Consider the following 18,812-nt stretch of genomic DNA (forward strand, 5'->3'; position numbering starts at 1 on the left):
ATGCAATCATGGTTGATTTATCGGCACGATAGCATGCTTTGACACACTTTATATAAATGCTTACAAATCCAATCTTATAACTTTACTTATCTAAAATTTTGCAAATGATTCTAAGCAATAATCCCCCCATCATCACTCAAACAGGTCTATACTCAAGACACATCGCTTCAGGGCGGGGTTAAATTCCCCACCGGTGGTAAATTTGCTGGGTTGAAAGCCCTACAAAAAGCCCACGAGCCAATCGTTTAAACGCGATTCGCAGATCAGGTGCAATACCTGAGCCGACGGTATAGTCCGGATGAAAGAAGACGACGTCACATCTCTATATCATTGATCATTTTCAATATATATCGTAACGCCACTATTTCACATGTCCTGAAATGTTCAACCGTATCTAAAATTTACGCGAGCGTTTCAATGTCTAGTTTAATTCAACCCGAAATTTTCTTTTCTGCCCTTCCACCTGCAGAACAGCGAATGCTGCAAGCCTTAGAAGACATTCGTCATGGCAAGCCTGTTTTAGTCATGGACGATTTTGACCGTGAAAATGAAGCCGACCTGATTGTTGCTGCAGAAACACTGACTGTAGAAACCATGGCACGCATGATTCGTGACGGTTCAGGGATTGTCTGCCTGTGTTTAACCGATGCTCAGGCTAATCATTTAGAACTTCCACCCATGGTGTCTGATAACTCTAGCCATTTTAAAACTGCCTTTACCGTAACCATTGAAGCTGCGGAAGGTGTTACTACTGGCGTTTCAGCAAAAGACCGAACAACTACAGTCAAAGCCGCAATTAAAGATGGTGCTGTGGCTAGTGACTTAAACCGTCCGGGTCATGTTTTTCCTTTACGTGCGCGTGAAGGCGGCGTATTGACCCGTCGCGGACATACTGAAGGCACCATTGATTTGGCACGTCTGGCTGGTTTAAAACCTGCAGGTGTTTTGTGTGAATTAACCAACCCAGACGGCACAATGGCGAATGGCGTACAAGTTTTAGCGTATGCACAAACCCATCATTTGACTGTACTCACCATTGAAGAAATTGTGCAATATCGTTTACAGCACAATCTCTAGTGCGAATTAATTAAAGCTCTACACGTTCATAAAAAAGGCTGATTGAATCAGCCTTTTTTATTTTTTACTGCACATTTCAAGTTAAGAATTAAACCGTGAATATGCTATAGATCCCGTAGATGGCAACTACCACTAAAATCAACCCACACAGTGCCAACAATTTTTTATACCAGCGTGATTTCGACAATCGATGAAAAGACAAATATACCAAAGACAAAGTTGCGAAATCTAAAACGATCCAACTCAGGGTCAACACAATTAAACTCAGATTAAGATGAGGAGTAATTCCTACAAACTGCGGAAAAAATGACGCGAAGAAAATAATATCCTTAGGATTTGAAATCCCCACAATTAGTCCTTGCTTAAAACCCCCTTGTGCTGCTTTTAACTGCAGAGATTGTGCAGTGGGCTGTATAGTTACTTCTTTTAAAATATCAAAACCAATATAAGCAATATATAAACAACCCAGTATTTTGATGCCATCGAGCCAATGCGCATTAGCATTTAAAATGCCTTTTAAAATGCACACTGACAGCACAATCAAAATCAGTGACGCAAAATTTGTCCCCACAATGGTTTGAAATGCCTTTTTATATCCGCCTTGTAAACCTGAACTTGCGACCAACAGCATGACAGGTCCAGGCGTTGCAATCATCACAATGACTGCCACACAATATAAAAAGTACTCCGAATAATTCACGCTGAGATTCCTTCACTTATTTTTTTACATCACGATAAATTTCATACATAAAAAAAGAGGACTTAGTCCTCTTCATCCATGTTTTGCAATAAATGCAAGCGAATGGCATCTGCTCTTAAAAATGCCAAATCATAGCTGGCTGTGGCGAGTGCTAAAACACGACGCTCAAATTCATCCCACAACGGTCGCACCTGTTTGTAATGTATCCCGAGTCCACTTTCATCTGTGAAATGACGGTTTTTTTCGCAGAGCTTGAGTGCGTGATACAGTTTACGGCCTTTGCTTGCATCTGGACGTAAGCGAACTCGCTTAGACAAGACAAAGCCTTCGACATGGATGATATCTGCTTGCGGCAACATCGGTATTAAAATTTGATCTAATTGTGCATCTAAACGACACCAAATGGCCGTGTGTTGCTCTGCTGTATAGGTATTCCATTTTATGACTTCATGGTTAAAGCGGCGGCAACCACGACAGACTGAATCACCAAATACCGTAGAACAACGCCCTGCACATGGGGTTAACGAGGCAATTCGACGATCAGTACTCAAAACCGGCTCCATTCAAGCAATATTTATGGGATAAAAACAACTCGGCATGACTATACACGCTAAAACTACTGAAATGAAGCTATGATCAAATGTGTGGTTAAAAGCCACCGCTTTACTCGCTTATTCATTCAAATCACGGTAGAATGTGCGCCTTAATTTTTATCCTGTTTATTCATTTGGAGTACTCCATGAACGCTACTGTAGAACAGCTTGCACCTGTAGAACAGCAAGCGACCTCTGGTTGGGTTGTTGCCGCACTTTATCAATTCAAAGAAGTTCAAGATCCTGCCGATCTTCAACAACGTCTTTTAGACTTGGTAAAAACCATCAACCTTTGCGGTACTCTAATTGTGGCAGGTGAAGGTATTAACGGTACTGTTGCCGGTGACCGTAAATCTGTAGATATCATCCATCAATTCCTTCTCAATGAAGGCTTTAATGCGATGGAATACAAAGAATCGCATAGTACGGATAAACCATTCCGTAAAATGAAGATCAAACTGAAAAAAGAAATAGTGACTTTAGGTGTGGAAGTGAAACCACGTGATTTAGTCGGTCACTATCTTGATCCTAAAGAATGGAATGAACTAATTACACGTGATGACGTAATCCTAATTGATACACGTAACGACTATGAGTACAAAGCAGGTACATTTAAGGGTGCGATTGACCCGAAAACTGAGACTTTCCGTGAATTCCCTGAATACGTGAAAAAAGAGCTTGAGCAGCATAAAGATAAGAAAATTGCCATGTTCTGTACAGGCGGTATTCGCTGTGAAAAATCAACCTCACTTTTACTTCAAGAAGGCTTTAATGAGGTTTATCACCTTAAAGGCGGTATCTTAAAATATTTAGAAGAAACCCCTGTTGAAGAAAGCATGTGGGAAGGTGAATGTTTCGTATTTGACGGTCGTACTGCTGTCACTCACGGTATGGAAGAAGGCGAAAATATCAAATGTCACGCATGCGGTTGGCCACTGGCTCCTGCTGAAGTTGAACTTCCGAGCTACGAACACGGCGTATCATGCAAATACTGTATCGACAAAACTACTGAACAGCAAAAAGCAGGCTTCCGTATGCGTCAATCACAAATTGTGGCAGCAAAACGTAAGCGTCTCTAAGGAAAATTTGTTGTAACGATATATAAATAAAAGCCCTATTTTTAGGGCTTTTTTTACGCATTCTCAACAGTGACTTAATTTTTTTGACAAAATAACTATATCTGGTTATTTACGAGAATCAGTTCGCGCATTTATGCTTATTCTGATCAATTGATCCGAGAAAATCATTATAGATAATTGAAAAGGAAAGCATTATGCCAAAATTAATCAACTCTCCAATTGCAACCTCAAGGCGCCTTGCTTTACCCGCTCCCCATGTAAAAGAAAGTGCAGGAGAATTAAAACATCTCCTTAACCAACAGTCGCATATTTTGATAGTCAGTGTTGCTACATGCATTGGTGCAATTTTTGCCTTATTTATTGCTTATACATTGCATTTACAACCCACTATGCTCAACATTCTTGGACTTTGTGTGATTCCATTTGCTTTATCTCTGAGCTTACGTCAAGTCTATATTCACACACTGTTAAATATGGAACATGATGATTAATTTACGCACCTTACAACGTCACTTATTGCAACCTAGTCCTACACTGTTCAGTATATAAAACGATTTTTAAAGCTGCTAAAGCTCCGAAATCTAAATAAAATCCAAACTGAACAGCGTACACTCAATACTATAAAAACTATGATCTAAGCCTTTCAATTATTCAGCCTTATATCATTCAGCATATCTTAAGGCCATCACGTATTCATACTTTTCCTTCTAATTCAGCCTACGTGCTACCTAATACAAGGTGAACTCAATATTTGTTGTTTTACTTATGTGGTTTCAGGAATATTTAAAACGGAACTTTACCCACTGCGCTTTTCAACATAGGATAAATACACCTTTTCTCTGCCTTAGCTACCATGACTTTAACTGAATGGATCATTTCAATCATGGAACAATTGGGTTATCTCGGTATTGCCCTACTCATGTTTCTTGACAATGTCTTCCCCCCAATCCCCTCTGAAATCATTATGCCGTCGGCTGGCTATTCTGCCTCCCAAGGTCAACTACTCCTCATTGGTGTCATTATTTCAGGTTGTGTCGGTTCTTTACTGGCGGCTGCATTGCTATATTGGATTGGTTATAAATTTAAGCATGAATCCATCTTTCACTTCGTCGATCGCTATGGAAAGTATTTATTTATCAAATCGGCAGATGTAAAAAAATCTCTAGCATGGTTTGAGCAATACGGTCACCGCATTGTATTTTTCGGACGAATGATTCCAGCTGTGCGTTCTCTCATTAGTATTCCTGCTGGAATGAGCCGCATGCCATTTTGGAAGTTTATGTTTTATAGTGGTTTAGGTACAATTATTTGGACCACTTTTTTAGCTTGTATGGGTTTTTATTTAGGTGAAAATCAGCAGTTAATGCAGCAAATATTTAGTAAAGTTGGCCATGTGATTATTCTAATCACAGTCATCATTATTAGTTGGATTTTGTACCGTCGACATCAACGTCGACCTCGTTAATTTTTTGTTTTGGGGCTTAAATGAAACACTATCTCCTACACTTTGCTGCTGTTTATAGCATCGCCTTGGTGCTTTTGATTACCGTATTAATTTTTGGATTAAATCTTGGTGGTATTACATTAATTCCTACATTGGTGGCATGTGCATTAATCAGCGTTGGGCATTTTGTAAAGAAAGAACAACGCGTGCCTAGCAACCATGAAAAGATTCAACTGGTTTGGGGCTCCAGTGCCGTTGCAATCATCATTGGTAGCTTTTTTGTGCTGTTTTTGGTGCTAATGAATCCCAATGCCGAAAGCATTATGAAGTCTGTAGATCATGCAGGCATCGGGCTAACTGCTGTGGTTATGCTTTGTTTGGTCGCCATTCATGGCACAATATTTCATATTGCCTATGGTTGGTATGCAGACTACTGCGCTAAAAAATTATAAATTTTTTTAAATTATTCCGTTAGAATTTGAATCAATACCCTTCACTAAAACTTAAAATTCAGTGAAGAAACTTCGGGTAAGTTATACTCTCCCTTTATATAACGAAAATATGAACATTGAATAATGAAAAAATACATCATCACATTTAGCATTGCTTATGCACTCGCCATGGTTGCTGTCGCAGCCATCGAATCTTTCTTTGATTTACCTGGTGGTTCATCTATTACCTGTCTCATCGTGGGCGGTCTTGCTGCAGCATCTAGCTTTGTTAAAGACCATCAGCGAGTGCCAAATAAGTTAGAAAAGCGAACTTTGATTTGGAGCTGTATTTTAGCTTCCGTACTGATTAGTGTCGTCGCGACTGTCATTTGTCTCTTGATCTTCCCTGAAACCCAAGCCTTTATTCAAATGGCGCTAACGCAATTACCCGCTTGGGTCTGGCTGCTTGCTATCAGCTTTACCTTATTCATCCATTACCTCATGTTGGCTTTATCTTTTGGATGGATGGCAAAGAGCTTCTTAAAAGCCAAACGTAGTTAAGCCTTTAGACTAACTTTGAATTGAAAAGGTATAGCGCTAAAAAAAGCACCCCAAGGTGCTTTTTTTAAATTTCGTCGAAATTAATTTGGTGTGTGATACATCAAATATAATTCGTTCAAATTGGTTGGGATTTCTTCTGCAAGTTCATCCATCAACTGACCATTACGACGGAAAGATTCCATTTGTGGATCTTCTTCATCAATGCCGCTGAACACCATGATTGGCAAAGTTAAATCTACCAATTGTTCTTCAAACTCGTCGGTGAACCATGCATCTTCGTTTAGGAACATGGCATCAACGAAGCCAACACTCCAGTCACCAAGACTTGATTCAACATCGGCTTCTTCAATTTCAAATGGAAATTCAATACCATCTTCATTGGCAAGATTCTGACGAATCGATTCGAGCCATGCTTTTACTTGTGCAATAATTTCAGCAGGTACTTTTTTCTGATTGTTATCAAAAAGTTCGTCTAGCCATTTATCAAAAGCTGGGCCTACTGCAATTGCACATAAAAAACCATGAGTCGCTGCAAAATCTAGACCATGCTCGTTGTCATCGCCGTCTAGATAGTCACTCAAAAGGTCTAAATCTAAAGCACTCATTTCAAATCCAGAGTTAGAAACTTAATGCGTAAGCATAGCATTTTCAACCGCTATGCTAAATCGCTATTTAGTCTTCTTCGTCATCAAAATCATCGTCATCGTCGATGTCGTAATCAAAATCTTTAAGCTCACGTTCAAGACGGCGCTGAGCCAGAAGGTCATCAATAAGTCGGCGCTTTTCTAACGATTCTTTCGCGCTAGTTTTTGCACTGGCCTCATCGAAATTCACATCATCATCACCGTAGTTATCATCTAGTTCAAAATCTGTAGAAGACACCAAAACTACCTCATAATGAAAAAAATTGAAGGGGTCTAGCCGCTATTTATATGGGATATAAAATATTGTCAAGTTTTATTTGTTTTTTTAACAACTAAACTTTAAAAATAGGTCTTTTTTTCTTACCAAAACCTGTGGCATGATATAATCCACCCTGCGTCCTTCATTTTTATGACAGTCAAAGATGGCTCGTAAAATAATCGATGCATGGGATGAACTTGAAAACAACAATTTCAGCCCCACCTAAATTACTGAATTTAAATTTTTAATATCTCATTGGACAGCTTGATGCTGTACCGTCCTAATGGGATAAGTCAGCTATTAACAAGATTTAATGAGACGATCGTGCTAAAATGCACGGTTTTTTACTGCCACAGATTCAACGAAGAGTAAGCAAAGATGAGCGATATGACTTCCCCTACTTCTCAAGTAGCGGCTCTGATTAGCCGAGGCAAAGAGCAAGGTTACCTAACTTTCGCCGAGGTTAACGATCATCTCCCGGACTCAATCACTGAAAGTGAACAGATTGAAGACATCATTCAGATGTTGAATGACGTGGGTATTCCGGTACATGATCGTGCACCAGAAACTGACGATACAATGTTTGAAGGTGGCAGCGAAGCGACTGACGAAGTTGCTGAAGAAGAAGCCGCTGCTGTACTTGCATCTGTTGAAAATGAACCCGGTCGTACCACTGACCCTGTGCGTATGTATATGCGCGAAATGGGTACAGTTGAGCTTTTGACACGTGAAGGCGAAATTAGCATTGCAAAACGCATCGAAGAAGGTATTCGTGACGTTTTACATTCTATTGCTTATTGGCCAAATGCAGTCGAAGTTGTATTGCAAGAATATAAAGATTATGAAGCGGGTGAACGCCGTTTAGCTGATATTCTTTCTGGTTATTTAGATCCAGAATCTGACGAAGCCATCCCAGAAGTGATCGATGAAGATGATTCTGAGATCGATGAAGATGAAGCGTCAACCAACAAGCCAACTAAAGATGTCAAACTTGATGATGACGATGAAGAAGAAGAGTCTGAAGGTGATGATGATTCTGAAGGCGAATCTGGTCCAGATCCTGAAATTGCTAAAGCACGTTTCACTGAGCTTGAACAAGCATGGTTAGTCACTAAAGCTGCAATTGAAAAACATGGTCGTAACAGTAAAGAAGCTGCTGCTGCACTTGAAGCACTTGCAACTGTGTTCATGATGTTCAAATTCACACCACGTTTATTCGACATCATCTCTGATTTGATTCGTAATACCCATGACCAAATCCGTACTTCTGAACGTGAAGTTATGCGCTATGCAGTACGTCGTGGTCGTATGGACCGTACTCAATTCCGTACGTCATTCCCAGGCCAAGAGTCTAACTTTGCTTGGTTAGATGAACAAATTGCTAAAGCACCTGCAGAAATGAAAGGCTATCTTGAAAAAGTCCGCCCTGACGTTCTGGCATTCCAACAAAAAATCGCTGACATCGAGAAAGAACTTGGTTTAGATGTTAAAGGCATCAAAGACATTTCTAAACGTATGTCGATTGGTGAAGCGAAAGCTCGCCGTGCGAAAAAGGAAATGGTTGAAGCGAACTTACGTTTGGTAATTTCGATTGCGAAAAAATACACCAACCGTGGTTTGCAATTCCTCGACTTGATCCAAGAAGGTAACATTGGCTTGATGAAAGCGGTGGATAAATTCGAGTATCGTCGTGGTTATAAATTCTCTACTTATGCAACTTGGTGGATTCGTCAGGCGATTACGCGTTCGATTGCCGACCAAGCACGTACTATTCGTATTCCAGTACACATGATCGAAACCATTAACAAGATCAACCGTGTATCTCGCCAACTTCTTCAAGAAATGGGTCGTGAACCGACACCAGAAGAATTAGGTGAACGTTTAGAAATGGACGAAGTGAAAGTTCGTAAAGTGCTTAAAATTGCGAAAGAACCAATTTCAATGGAAACACCAATTGGTGATGATGAAGATTCGCATCTTGGTGACTTCATTGAAGACGGTAATATCACCTCTCCTATTGACGCTGCAACGTCAGAAGGCTTAAAAGAAGCAACACGTGAAGTTCTTGAAAACTTGACTGAACGTGAAGCGAAAGTCTTGAAAATGCGTTTCGGTATCGATATGCCAACCGACCATACCTTGGAAGAAGTGGGTAAACAGTTTGACGTAACACGTGAACGTATTCGTCAGATTGAAGCGAAAGCATTGCGTAAATTACGTCATCCTTCACGCTCAGAACATCTGCGTTCATTCCTTGAGAATGATTAACCTATAACTAGGACAATGCAGGCTTGAATATGGGGTTTTCCGCCCCATATTATGAGCATGTAGCAAATGATTCCAAATACCTGCTCATTGCAGGTATTTTTAAATAATGAGGCGTCCCATGACTGATATGACTAATCGCGCTCCTTCACGTGAATTGCAAGAGCATCTTTGGGTCTTCCCTATGGACTACCCTATTAAATTGATTGGTAATGCAGGTGAAGAACTTCGCCTTGCAGTGAATGAAATTTTTGTTAAACATTTTCCTGATTTTGATGGCAGTAAAATGACTGTGACTCCATCTCGTACAGGTAAATATCATTCAATTACTGCTCAATTACGTTTCGAAGAGTTAGAACAAGTACATGCGGTCTATGCGGATTTAGCAGCTTGTAAACACATTCGTACCGCGCTGTAATTCTGTTGATTTAAATAAAAAAGCACGCTCTAGGGCGTGTTTTTTTATGTCTAAGTATAATAGTAATACCCTCAAGTAATTCAGTATTTAACCCCCCTTTTGTACGTCTAATTCATTATAATCCATACATGACTTTGATAGAAAAGGACACGAAATACGTGACTGAAACTGTTCAAAAACCCGAATTAATCATTCGTCAATATAACCACCTTACCCCTTATGCAGACCGCTTTTTAGAGATGAAAACTCTCACCGAACAGCGAGATGAATACTCACCCGATGAGCTGTGGATATTGCAACATCCCGATGTATTAACTCAGGGGCAAGCTGGCAAACCTGAACATATTTTGGTGCAAAGTAACATCCCTGTGGTACAAACAGACCGTGGTGGACAAGTCACTTGGCATGGACCGGGTCAGTTGGTCGCTTATTTCATGTTTGACTTAAATCGCTTAGGTTGGAACGTGCGTACGCTGGTTTCCTATGCAGAAAACTTGATGATCGAACTGCTGAAAAAGTACGGCATCGACGCTTATGCCAAGCCTGATGCACCCGGTGTTTATGTTGCAGAACGCAAAATTGGTTCTCTCGGTTTTAAAATTCGTAAAGGCCGCAGTTATCACGGTTTGGCACTGAATATCGATTGTGATCTATTTGGTTTTCATACCATTAATCCATGTGGCTATGCTGGATTAGAAATGGTTCGTATACAAGATTTGGTGCAAGATTACCCTAAATTTGAAAACTTATGCGTCGATATCATTGATACTTTGAAAAACAGTGGTTACTTTAAAGACGTAACAGTCAAACAACTATAAAAGACTTTGCTTTCTCAAATAAAATAATTTAGAGTAAAAGCTCTAAATTAATAATTATAGATAAGGGATGTACACGTGATTGCAACTAAATCCGTTAAACCCGTGCTCCAGCAGGCCTATGTCAAACTCATGATGGATGTGATTGGCAGAGGTCTGGTCATGGCGAGCCAGGTCGATGAAGAAATTAAACAAGAAGTTGCTAAATTTCCAGTTAATTTTATTTTATCTATGAATGTTTTTCCTAATGGTGCTGCATTTGTCGCGCAAGTCACGGAAGACCATCAACTCAAACTCCTCACACCCGGCACTCAAAAGCCTGACTTAACCATTACGTTTAAGCATTTGAATCATGCCTTTTTGGTCTTCTCATTTCAAGAAAGTACCGCACAAGCCTTTGCCAATGACCGCATGATCGCCGATGGTGATTTGTCTTATGCCATCCGACTGGTGCGTTGTCTCAACAAAATGGAAGCGTTAATTTTACCTAAATTGGTGGCTGAATTGGCTGTCAAAGAATATCCAACACATTTAAGCCTAAAAGAAAAACTGAGCGGTGCTGCAAATATTTATTTAAAAGTAGCCCAGTCTTATTTAAAACGGAGCGCATAACACATGGCTAAACCATATTACGAATTTTTCTGTCCTGTAAAAGTGATTGCTGGCCATGCTGCTTTAGAACACATTCCATTCGAACTGTCTACTTTGGGTGCTAAACGCCCCATGATCATTACTGACAAAGGCGTTCGCAGTAATCAATTACTTGCACCGATTGAAGCGGCATTTGAAAGTACCGAGACGGTGATTGGCTATATTTTTGATGATGTTCCGCCAGACTCAAGTCTAGAAACCGTACGTAAAGCGGCTCAACTTTACCGGGACAACCAATGTGATGCCATTATTGCCGTCGGTGGCGGTTCAGTGATTGATACCTCTAAAGCAACCAACATCTTGGTATCTGAAGGTGGTGATGACTTACTGAAATACTCAGGTGCGCACAACTTACCAAAACTTTTAAAACCATTTTTTGTGATTCCAACAACCTCAGGGACAGGTTCAGAAGTGACTATGGTCGCTGTGGTTTCTGACCCTGAAAAGAATGTTAAAATGGCTTTTGCATCGAATTATTTGATGCCACATGCAGCAATTCTTGACCCACGTATGACGCAAACTTTGCCACCTCATCTTACAGCAATGACAGCGATGGATGCGATGACGCATGCCATTGAAGCCTATACGTGCATGGCGGCGAACCCGATTTCAGATGCCTATGCAACTGCCGCAATCAAGAAAATTAGCAATAGCTTATTTGGTGTATTAGATAATACCAGCGATGCACATGGGCGCTTAGAACTTGCACAAGCGTCTACAATGGCAGGAATTGCATTTTCGAATTCGATGGTTGGATTAGTCCACTCATTGGGTCATGCTTTAGGTGCTGTTGCTCACCTGCCCCATGGATTATGCATGAATTTATTCTTGCCGTATGTGTTGGAATACAACAAAGAAGTGAATGGCGATAAGATTGCTGAATTGCTATTACCACTGGCTGGTCCTGATATTTATGCACAAACACCGGCCAACCTCCGCGCTGAAAAAGCCATTTCAACGCTTTTAGCCATGCGTGACCGCTTGTTTAGTTTGACCAAATTACCACGTACTTTGAGTGAAACAGGTAAAGTGACTGAAGCTCAATTAGATGAAGTGGCAGAGAAAGCACTGAATGATGGATCTATTATTTATAATCCTAAAGAAGCCAGCTTAGAAGACCTCAAAACTATTCTAAAAAAAGCTTGGTAATTGCTGAAAAATAAGCGAATATAGCGAAAAATTAAGCCTGATGTTTTTTTAAACATCGGGCTTTTCAATTGCAGAACGCAATATCAGTTATTTTTTAATCAAACTGGCATAATTTCTGCTAAAAATAATTTCAAAGTTACTGACAAAATGTACCAATTTGGAGTAGATTGGCGCACTTTTGTTTTAAAACGTAGGGGGGATCGTTCGTCTCAAACGATCCTTAGAATATGACTGATCCTTGATCAACGATAAGAGGATAACGCCGTTGACAAATATCTCTGGGACTCAATCGGCAGCTAAACTGCAAAAAACGCTTGGACTCTGGCACATTATTATTATTGGTTTGGCTTACATCCAACCAATGACTCTATTTGATACTTTTGGTTTAGTATCTGAAGAAAGTCATAGACACGTGCCGACTTCTTACATTATTGCCCTTATTGCAATTCTGTTTACCTCGATTAGTTATGGTCATATGATCCGTCGCTACCCTTCTTCGGGTTCTGCGTATACCTATGCCCAAAAATCTATTCACCCGAACGTAGGTTTCATGGTGGGTTGGTCTTCTTGGTTAGACTACCTATTATCTCCAATGGTGAATATTATTCTTGCAGTGATTTACCTTGAAGCACTATTTCCAACAGTAAACCACTGGGTATGGGTCATTGTGCTAACGGCATTCATGACTGGAATTAACTTACGCGGCGCGCGTTTTGTTGCTAACTTCAACAGCCTGATTGTACTTGTGCAGTTATTAGTAATTGGTATTTTCACGTGGATGGTCTACAGCAAGCTTCAAATGGGCTTCAATGCTGATGGCCCGATTTCTGCGGCAGAACGCTATCAATTATGGAGCCTTGAGCCATTTTGGAATGAGCTGACGTCTGTGGGTGCGCTGATTACAGGTGCAACATTACTGTGCTTCTCGTTCACTGGTTTTGACTCATTAAGTTCATTGGCAGAAGAAACCAAAGATACTGAGAAAACACTGCCGAAAGCGATTTTCTTAACTGCTTTAATCGCAGGGATTATCTTCATTATTAGTACCTACTTTATGCAGCTGTTCTTCCCTGCTGAGCCGGGTAACTATTTCAAGAATATTGCTGAAACACAGCCAGAGATACTCTTGCTCGTCGGCGGCTCACTGTTCCAATCCTATGTGTTAACTTTTGCGATTGTGACAGTAATGGCATCAGGTATTTCTGCACATGCTGGCGTATCACGTCTGATGTATGTAATGGGTCGTGATGGCGTCATTAACAAAAAGATTTTTGGTCATATTAGTCCGAAAAACTTCACACCATCGTACAACATCATGATCGTAGGTGCGGTTGCATTAACTGCGGGCTTTATGAATCTTGATATTGTCATTTCGATGATTAGTTTTGGTGCATTGACAGCCTTTACTTTCGTGAACTTATCTGTGATTTCACGTTATGCACTTCGTGATGGCCGCACAAAAACAGCCAAAGATATTTTTAGCTTCGTGGTTATTCCAATGCTTGGCTTTATCAGTATCTTTGCGATGTGGTTAGAAATTGAAGAAACTGCATTGAAATATGGTTTGTGGTGGGCAATGTTCGGTATTTTATACCTTGGTTATAAAACTAAAGGTTTTAAACACCCTGCACCGCAACATAACGAATTTGATGATAAATTCTAATCAAGTTTATCTCTAAACAAAAAAGGCGCTTAAAGCGCCTTTTTTGTTATTCTAAATATACCAATTAAGGTTGTATGGCTTTTCTAGATTGCTGAAATTGAATTGAAATTTCTTCACACTTGTCTGGTGTATTGCCTTTTAATTCAACCGATGCTCCATCACCGTGTGACCATATACCATCTTCAACAGTCTCTAAATTTACAGCTGCTTCAAATATATGCTGTTGTTGTGGATAGAGTTTGATATCTATAGGTGTATCACATACTTGTTTTGGAAAATATGGTCTAACCTGCTCGAATAATTGCATGGTTAATGGCATATCACATTGCAAATGAATGGTGACTGGTACGCTATTGGTATTTTTTAAGATCAATTGAACATTTTGCGAATTAAGATCCGCTTGGGCAGCAGGTATTTCTACATACGTTTTTGTGTCAATCGACTGACGATCAAATGGATTGAGGAAGGCTAATTTACGTTCCACGCCATAACAAGAATCCTGCACGGAAGCTGAAAACTCTAAATATCGTGTCCCCAAGATAATTGTTCCGCGGCCATCCCCTGCATGACCGATATCAATGATTGGATCACCTGTACCTTCAATTGTAACCCCACCACTTCGAAAAAACTCTATGTCACAACCCGCTAAAACGCTGATCAAGCAACAAAGGGTTAAAGTCTTAAAGTTTAATTTTCGTATCATGTTGATAAACTCCAAAGCGAAATACACGATTTGCTTCAGGATTTCCCTCATCCATTTCGCAACGCTCCGCGGCAAGTTTTAAAAGTTGTAGTGAGTATTTTTGCCAAAGCTCTAAACTCATTTCATGTAATTTATTAATCGAGTCTTCTGTTAATTCGTCAGCACAAATGGCTTGTTCTAAGTATGGCATTTCATCAGGATTCAATAAATTATGCAAACCTGCTTCTAAATGCGCTTGAACGTTTCGCGTTAAAATTTTGCGTGCTTCTAATTGTGAAGGATCTGGAATAAAACGACGCTGTTGTAAATACACCTGCCCATCTTTTTCAGTGGCAATTTCCAAACGAACAAGTTCATTGAGTACCGAACGCGGATGACGTTCTGTTGAAATTCTTTTCACCAGCATTTCAAAGCTATTTTCTGACTCACTGCTAAATGGTAAAGAATCCCCCCAACCTTCTGCTAACCATAAACCAATCACACGTGATGGCACACTAATCGGCTCTGAAACAGTCGCTTCGGTCAAATCCTTACCTTCAGAAATCACTTCTTTATAAGCTGTCACGTCTTTACGGTGTAGGCCTGAAAGTAAACTGATCGCAGAAATCGTGGGTTTTTGATCGATACGCTCTAACTCACGTAAAGCTTGTTGAAAAAATATAGGCTTCAATGCAGCAGTAAACTCAGTATATCCAACACCTGATCGTATCAACCATTGGCTCAACTCATTCATCAGCACCAATACTTGCTGTAAATTTTGATCTGCCTCATTGGTGAGAAGTTTGCTCATTGAATTGCCATGAAAATTAGACTGCATAAGTGAAATTTTCGCATTATTTAATCTACTTCACAATTTTTATCTGATGAGATCTTGAGGATATTCAGTAAAAAAATGATTATTTACATTAAAATGCGTAAATGACACGCTGATCGATATATCCAAACTTTCAACGCTATGCCACCAGCCAATTGGGATAAATAAGGTTTCTCCTGGATGCAATGTACATTCAATAGGTCTGACCTTTTTCAATGATGGATATTGAGAAAAATTAGCCTTTTTTAAATCTGTAACTTCACTAAATACCCACTGATCGTTATACATATACGGCATTTGCCATGCAGGAATCAAAGTCACTTTCTTACGTCCATAGATTTGTGCCAACATGTTATTGGTTAAGTCATAATGCAGTGGTGTAAATGTGCCTGCAGGGCCAAACCATAAAAAATGTCGATTTTTGATCTCTTTTTGACAATAACCATTGGCGAAGTCACCTAAATCTTCACTAATCTTTTGCATGAATTGCTTATTTTGAGCGGCGTTATTCGCAGTTAAATAAATGTCATTGCTGTGCTTAGTGGCTTTAATTTGTGCGACAAAATCTTGCATCAAAATAATACGTTTCAATTGTACCGATTTTTTTTCAAAATCTTGATGCTGCTCACGATGCATCTGGACTTCAACCAACTCATTTTCAAAATGCTCTGCAAAATAATCAGGACTCCATTTATGCAATGCAGGCCAATGTTGTATCCCACCTTTTAAAATGACCGGTCGCATCTGGCTATAATACCGCTCTATAAATGTTTCAAAATCAGGTGTTTCTATGCAATCGATTGTGGATGAAATGTGGTCGTTCAATTGATTCAATTGACCCATCACCTGTAATAGCCAACGCTGTTTATTCTGCTGTTGCTGTACTTGCTTCAGTTTTTTAAAAATTACGTTATTGTTTACACGCTTTAGAAACTGAATGATCAAATGATTTGAAATATTTTTTTGCTTAATTTTTTCTAAAATTTCATCTGTCTCTAAGCCCTCAAGACTGTATTCCAAAAGTTCATTTTGCAGCTGTTCTGAAAGTTGGTCTGCATCAGAAAATAAGTATTGATCCGCCCTTGGGCTTAATCCATGTGATTGTAAAATTAGACTTATTTTCTGTACATCGCAACCATTTTCAATATTTTCATTCAACCAATTTTGCCATTCCGTCGGTAAGGACTGATACCAATTTTTACTTTGCTTTAGATGTTCACTCTGGCTTTCTACATTCATCTTCACCACTCCACCCTCTTTACAAGTGAAGTATAAATGATCTATTTTAAAAATGCTAAATTTTCGCATTTTATAATTATTTAAACACCGCGAATGTTATGAATCCGACAAAACTCATGCGGAATGACATAACAAAGTAAAGGAGAAAGTTCATGAAAATTCGTCATTTAGTCATTGTTAGCAGTCTGTCTTTAGCTTCAATACCGGTATATGCAGGTTTTGCCGATACCATGCGTGATTTAAGAAATACGCTGAATCAATTTAATGAAACATCCAAAGAAGTATCGAATACCGCAAAAGAATGGACAGGTAGTCGGGCCACGACTAACTCAAATTATGCTGCAAATGGTTTCAGCATGGGACAGCAACTCAGACCTAAAATTAATAATCTACCGCTTTACCAAACTGCCGATAAATCGAGCCAAGTCATTAATAAACTGTCAAAAAATGCAGACATTATTTTTGCGGGAAACATGACTAAAACAGGTTTGATAGAAGTCACTACAGAACATGGCAACGGCTGGATTGAGTCACACCTTGTGCAATAAATCTTGATTTTAAAAGTTTATACAACTGCATCAGCCGTACATAACAACTTCACTCTATTGAGCACTAGTCATGAATAGTAATCACAAAATCAGCATTATCGCTGCTGTATTTACGACATTGGTGGGCTGTGGTGGATCAAGCTCCAATGATGATGGCGCGACACCTACACCTACACCTACACCTACACCTACACCTACACCTACACCTACACCTACACCTACACCTACACCTACACCAACGCCAACGCCAACGCCAACGCCAACGCCAACGCCAACAACTGTAGCGGATAAATTCACAGGAGAATGGATTCAAGGGAACTCTGCCCTCGGTAACAGTAATTGCGATTTACCACAAATTTCAATTCATAAAACCAGTGAAAACTCAGTCAGTGCAGTGAACGAAGCACTAAAATATGCGGTACACAATAGTTCAAGTAAAACTTGCAGCGGTGAATTTGTTTCCAAACGCTATCAATTACTTCATGACATGGTCATGAGTGAAATACAGCCAGCTGCAACACTAAATAACTTTGAATATCATTCGATTAAGTTTCAACCAGTCAGAGGTGGCGCGACGAGCAATCGTGTCTTAACTTTTTTAAATAATCATTCTTTCTGCGTGATTAACGCGACGATTTCAAATCCAAGCTATATCATCATGCAACGAGGTCTAATTACCGACCCACTCAAGGACAGCCGCTGCTATACAAAAAATTCCAATGAATTCTTCACCAATTTAAAACCGAAAACCAAAATCACAACTGCAGACTTCAAGACTGAGAGCTTTATTAATACCACCGACACTGTGAACTTCTTGGCTCAGCTTAATACAATGGGACAAAGCGGTTATAAGTTAATTGGCTATGATTCTAAAACTTTGGACAATGGTAATGTTAATAGCTACATGAAACTTGCCAGTGAAAATACGCGTTTCAATCATATTGTGGCAGATCGTACAGCACCCTCTACCGCTGACATATATTTTACATGGCGTAATCAGTTAAATGAAAAAGGCAAATCAGGCTATCAATACTTGCATAGCGTCAGACCAACCAATGCCCTGAATTTCAAAGATTATTTCATTAAAAAGGAAAACGATACCGCGACATACACCTATGACAGCGGCTATGTTTCCCCACTCGTTGACCCAGTGCAACTGGAAACCATGCTCAATACATTAGGTTCTCAAGGCTGCCGTATTATTCAGTTCAAAAGCTATTTCACAGGTTTACGACCTGAAGTTCTGAACGGCAAACAAAATAGTCCTAAAGTTGCAACCTGTATAAATAGCAGCGCACACCATGGCACTTACAGCTATCGCTATAAAACTTACCCAACCGGCAGCAATAGTGTAGAGCGCAGCTTAAAATTACAGGAGTTGATTGATGAGCAAGCTAAAGACGGTTACCGCTTAGTCAGCCGTGCTTTAGATATGAGTTCAACCACCAAAAACGGCATGCTGTTTATGAAAGACAGTGAAAACACTAATGTCGGTGAGTTTAAAGTCTTTAGTGAAACTGTCTTTGCAACGTCGACATTTAACGACGTCTTGCTGAAACGTCTCCAGCAGCAAGGTCAACTCGGTTGGATATACACCAGCGGTCAACTGCTGTTTGCAAATAATCCAAAACATCTGCAAACAGAGCTGAGTGACTTTAATCTAATTGATTAATTCACTAGGTTTCTCGAGCTTTTAAAAGTACTTAAGCTTTTCCATGTCCTTGTTGTTTCGACATCAAGGACATTAATTATATTAAGA

At 39.7% G+C, this 18,812-nt stretch carries 21 protein-coding genes and 1 riboswitch; of the genes, 14 read left to right on the top strand and 7 right to left on the bottom strand.

The features are described 5' to 3' along the window. Window positions 1–160: 160 nt before the first annotated feature. Window positions 161–314: riboswitch (FMN riboswitch) on the top strand. Window positions 315–417: 103 nt separating this feature from the next. After that, window positions 418–1,077: a 3,4-dihydroxy-2-butanone-4-phosphate synthase gene (gene ribB / locus FTU62_RS02655; protein ID WP_180101767.1), complete on the top strand. Its 660-nt coding sequence runs from the start codon at window positions 418–420 to the stop codon at window positions 1,075–1,077. Window positions 1,078–1,165: 88 nt separating this feature from the next. Here ribB and FTU62_RS02660 read toward each other — a convergent pair whose 3' ends face one another. Continuing rightward, complete coding sequence (locus FTU62_RS02660; RefSeq protein WP_180101768.1) at window positions 1,166–1,777, bottom strand: LysE family translocator; 612 nt, start codon at window positions 1,775–1,777, stop codon at window positions 1,166–1,168. 62 nt (window positions 1,778–1,839) lie between these two features. Next, window positions 1,840–2,328, bottom strand: a complete 489-nt coding sequence (locus tag FTU62_RS02665; protein ID WP_168378110.1) for a DUF1289 domain-containing protein — start codon at window positions 2,326–2,328, stop codon at window positions 1,840–1,842. A gap of 188 nt (window positions 2,329–2,516) precedes the next feature. Between FTU62_RS02665 and FTU62_RS02670 the strand changes: the two genes are divergently transcribed. From FTU62_RS02670 to FTU62_RS02690, 5 genes are all read left to right on the top strand, one after another. Continuing rightward, on the top strand, window positions 2,517–3,449 hold the full coding sequence (locus FTU62_RS02670) for a rhodanese-related sulfurtransferase (protein WP_111885306.1): 933 nt from the start codon (window positions 2,517–2,519) through the stop codon (window positions 3,447–3,449). Between the two features lie 194 nt (window positions 3,450–3,643). After that, on the top strand, window positions 3,644–3,940 hold the full coding sequence (locus tag FTU62_RS02675) for a hypothetical protein (protein WP_180101769.1): 297 nt from the start codon (window positions 3,644–3,646) through the stop codon (window positions 3,938–3,940). A 362-nt stretch (window positions 3,941–4,302) separates the two neighbouring features. Then, on the top strand, window positions 4,303–4,914 hold the full coding sequence (locus tag FTU62_RS02680) for a DedA family protein (RefSeq protein ID WP_078192188.1): 612 nt from the start codon (window positions 4,303–4,305) through the stop codon (window positions 4,912–4,914). A 20-nt stretch (window positions 4,915–4,934) separates the two neighbouring features. Next, window positions 4,935–5,345 carry an ABZJ_00895 family protein gene (locus FTU62_RS02685; RefSeq protein WP_111885304.1) on the top strand — a complete coding sequence of 137 codons (411 nt, stop codon included), beginning with the start codon at window positions 4,935–4,937 and terminating at the stop codon, window positions 5,343–5,345. Window positions 5,346–5,468: 123 nt separating this feature from the next. Continuing rightward, entirely contained in the window at window positions 5,469–5,885 is a 417-nt protein-coding gene (locus FTU62_RS02690) for an ABZJ_00895 family protein (protein WP_180089143.1), read from the top strand. Window positions 5,886–5,965: 80 nt separating this feature from the next. Here FTU62_RS02690 and FTU62_RS02695 read toward each other — a convergent pair whose 3' ends face one another. Then, complete coding sequence (locus FTU62_RS02695) at window positions 5,966–6,490, bottom strand: YecA family protein (RefSeq protein ID WP_078191372.1); 525 nt, start codon at window positions 6,488–6,490, stop codon at window positions 5,966–5,968. A 67-nt stretch (window positions 6,491–6,557) separates the two neighbouring features. Then, window positions 6,558–6,767, bottom strand: coding sequence for a PA3496 family putative envelope integrity protein (locus tag FTU62_RS02700; RefSeq protein WP_078191373.1), 210 nt, complete (start codon window positions 6,765–6,767; stop codon window positions 6,558–6,560). 399 nt (window positions 6,768–7,166) lie between these two features. Between FTU62_RS02700 and rpoD the strand changes: the two genes are divergently transcribed. From rpoD to FTU62_RS02730, 6 genes are all read left to right on the top strand, one after another. Then, window positions 7,167–9,056, top strand: coding sequence for an RNA polymerase sigma factor RpoD (gene rpoD / locus FTU62_RS02705; protein ID WP_078192191.1), 1,890 nt, complete (start codon window positions 7,167–7,169; stop codon window positions 9,054–9,056). A 127-nt stretch (window positions 9,057–9,183) separates the two neighbouring features. Continuing rightward, window positions 9,184–9,471 carry a YbeD family protein gene (locus FTU62_RS02710; RefSeq protein WP_078191448.1) on the top strand — a complete coding sequence of 96 codons (288 nt, stop codon included), beginning with the start codon at window positions 9,184–9,186 and terminating at the stop codon, window positions 9,469–9,471. Between the two features lie 158 nt (window positions 9,472–9,629). Then, entirely contained in the window at window positions 9,630–10,289 is a 660-nt protein-coding gene (gene lipB, locus FTU62_RS02715; RefSeq protein WP_180023222.1) for a lipoyl(octanoyl) transferase LipB, read from the top strand. A 75-nt stretch (window positions 10,290–10,364) separates the two neighbouring features. Further along, on the top strand, window positions 10,365–10,898 hold the full coding sequence (locus FTU62_RS02720) for a hypothetical protein (RefSeq protein ID WP_180101770.1): 534 nt from the start codon (window positions 10,365–10,367) through the stop codon (window positions 10,896–10,898). A 3-nt stretch (window positions 10,899–10,901) separates the two neighbouring features. Continuing rightward, on the top strand, window positions 10,902–12,086 hold the full coding sequence (locus FTU62_RS02725; RefSeq protein WP_180101771.1) for an iron-containing alcohol dehydrogenase: 1,185 nt from the start codon (window positions 10,902–10,904) through the stop codon (window positions 12,084–12,086). 265 nt (window positions 12,087–12,351) lie between these two features. Beyond that, window positions 12,352–13,749 carry an APC family permease gene (locus FTU62_RS02730; protein WP_111885298.1) on the top strand — a complete coding sequence of 466 codons (1,398 nt, stop codon included), beginning with the start codon at window positions 12,352–12,354 and terminating at the stop codon, window positions 13,747–13,749. A 64-nt stretch (window positions 13,750–13,813) separates the two neighbouring features. On the opposite strand, the gene FTU62_RS02735 is transcribed toward FTU62_RS02730, so the two are convergent. From FTU62_RS02735 to FTU62_RS02745, 3 genes are all read right to left on the bottom strand, one after another. Then, entirely contained in the window at window positions 13,814–14,452 is a 639-nt protein-coding gene (locus FTU62_RS02735) for a hypothetical protein (protein ID WP_180101772.1), read from the bottom strand. Then, complete coding sequence (locus tag FTU62_RS02740) at window positions 14,430–15,242, bottom strand: DUF6502 family protein (protein WP_180101773.1); 813 nt, start codon at window positions 15,240–15,242, stop codon at window positions 14,430–14,432. Before FTU62_RS02740 ends, FTU62_RS02735 begins: the two co-directional genes overlap by 23 nt. A 66-nt stretch (window positions 15,243–15,308) precedes the next feature. After that, window positions 15,309–16,505 carry a cupin-like domain-containing protein gene (locus tag FTU62_RS02745; RefSeq protein ID WP_180101774.1) on the bottom strand — a complete coding sequence of 399 codons (1,197 nt, stop codon included), beginning with the start codon at window positions 16,503–16,505 and terminating at the stop codon, window positions 15,309–15,311. 152 nt (window positions 16,506–16,657) lie between these two features. Between FTU62_RS02745 and FTU62_RS02750 the strand changes: the two genes are divergently transcribed. Next, window positions 16,658–17,053: a hypothetical protein gene (locus tag FTU62_RS02750; protein WP_078192198.1), complete on the top strand. Its 396-nt coding sequence runs from the start codon at window positions 16,658–16,660 to the stop codon at window positions 17,051–17,053. Between the two features lie 70 nt (window positions 17,054–17,123). Continuing rightward, on the top strand, window positions 17,124–18,725 hold the full coding sequence (locus FTU62_RS02755; RefSeq protein ID WP_180101775.1) for a PT dipeptide repeat lipoprotein: 1,602 nt from the start codon (window positions 17,124–17,126) through the stop codon (window positions 18,723–18,725). Window positions 18,726–18,812: the final 87 nt, after the last annotated feature.

Origin of the sequence: Acinetobacter sp. YH12126, assembly GCF_013418745.1 — a bacterium.
GTDB classification, from domain to species: Bacteria; Pseudomonadota; Gammaproteobacteria; order Pseudomonadales; family Moraxellaceae; genus Acinetobacter; species Acinetobacter amyesii.

Coding starts and splice junctions, on each gene's coding strand:
- FTU62_RS02690 (WP_180089143.1), top strand. CDS start 5,469: ATGAAAAAATACATCATCACATTTAGCATTGCTTATGCACTCGCCATG.
- FTU62_RS02710 (WP_078191448.1), top strand. CDS start 9,184: ATGACTAATCGCGCTCCTTCACGTGAATTGCAAGAGCATCTTTGGGTC.
- FTU62_RS02670 (WP_111885306.1), top strand. CDS start 2,517: ATGAACGCTACTGTAGAACAGCTTGCACCTGTAGAACAGCAAGCGACC.
- FTU62_RS02695 (WP_078191372.1), bottom strand. CDS start 6,490: ATGAGTGCTTTAGATTTAGACCTTTTGAGTGACTATCTAGACGGCGAT.
- FTU62_RS02725 (WP_180101771.1), top strand. CDS start 10,902: ATGGCTAAACCATATTACGAATTTTTCTGTCCTGTAAAAGTGATTGCT.
- FTU62_RS02750 (WP_078192198.1), top strand. CDS start 16,658: ATGAAAATTCGTCATTTAGTCATTGTTAGCAGTCTGTCTTTAGCTTCA.
- FTU62_RS02735 (WP_180101772.1), bottom strand. CDS start 14,452: ATGATACGAAAATTAAACTTTAAGACTTTAACCCTTTGTTGCTTGATC.
- FTU62_RS02745 (WP_180101774.1), bottom strand. CDS start 16,505: ATGAATGTAGAAAGCCAGAGTGAACATCTAAAGCAAAGTAAAAATTGG.
- FTU62_RS02680 (WP_078192188.1), top strand. CDS start 4,303: ATGACTTTAACTGAATGGATCATTTCAATCATGGAACAATTGGGTTAT.
- ribB (WP_180101767.1), top strand. CDS start 418: ATGTCTAGTTTAATTCAACCCGAAATTTTCTTTTCTGCCCTTCCACCT.
- rpoD (WP_078192191.1), top strand. CDS start 7,167: ATGAGCGATATGACTTCCCCTACTTCTCAAGTAGCGGCTCTGATTAGC.
- FTU62_RS02740 (WP_180101773.1), bottom strand. CDS start 15,242: ATGAGCAAACTTCTCACCAATGAGGCAGATCAAAATTTACAGCAAGTA.
- FTU62_RS02755 (WP_180101775.1), top strand. CDS start 17,124: ATGAATAGTAATCACAAAATCAGCATTATCGCTGCTGTATTTACGACA.
- FTU62_RS02685 (WP_111885304.1), top strand. CDS start 4,935: ATGAAACACTATCTCCTACACTTTGCTGCTGTTTATAGCATCGCCTTG.
- FTU62_RS02675 (WP_180101769.1), top strand. CDS start 3,644: ATGCCAAAATTAATCAACTCTCCAATTGCAACCTCAAGGCGCCTTGCT.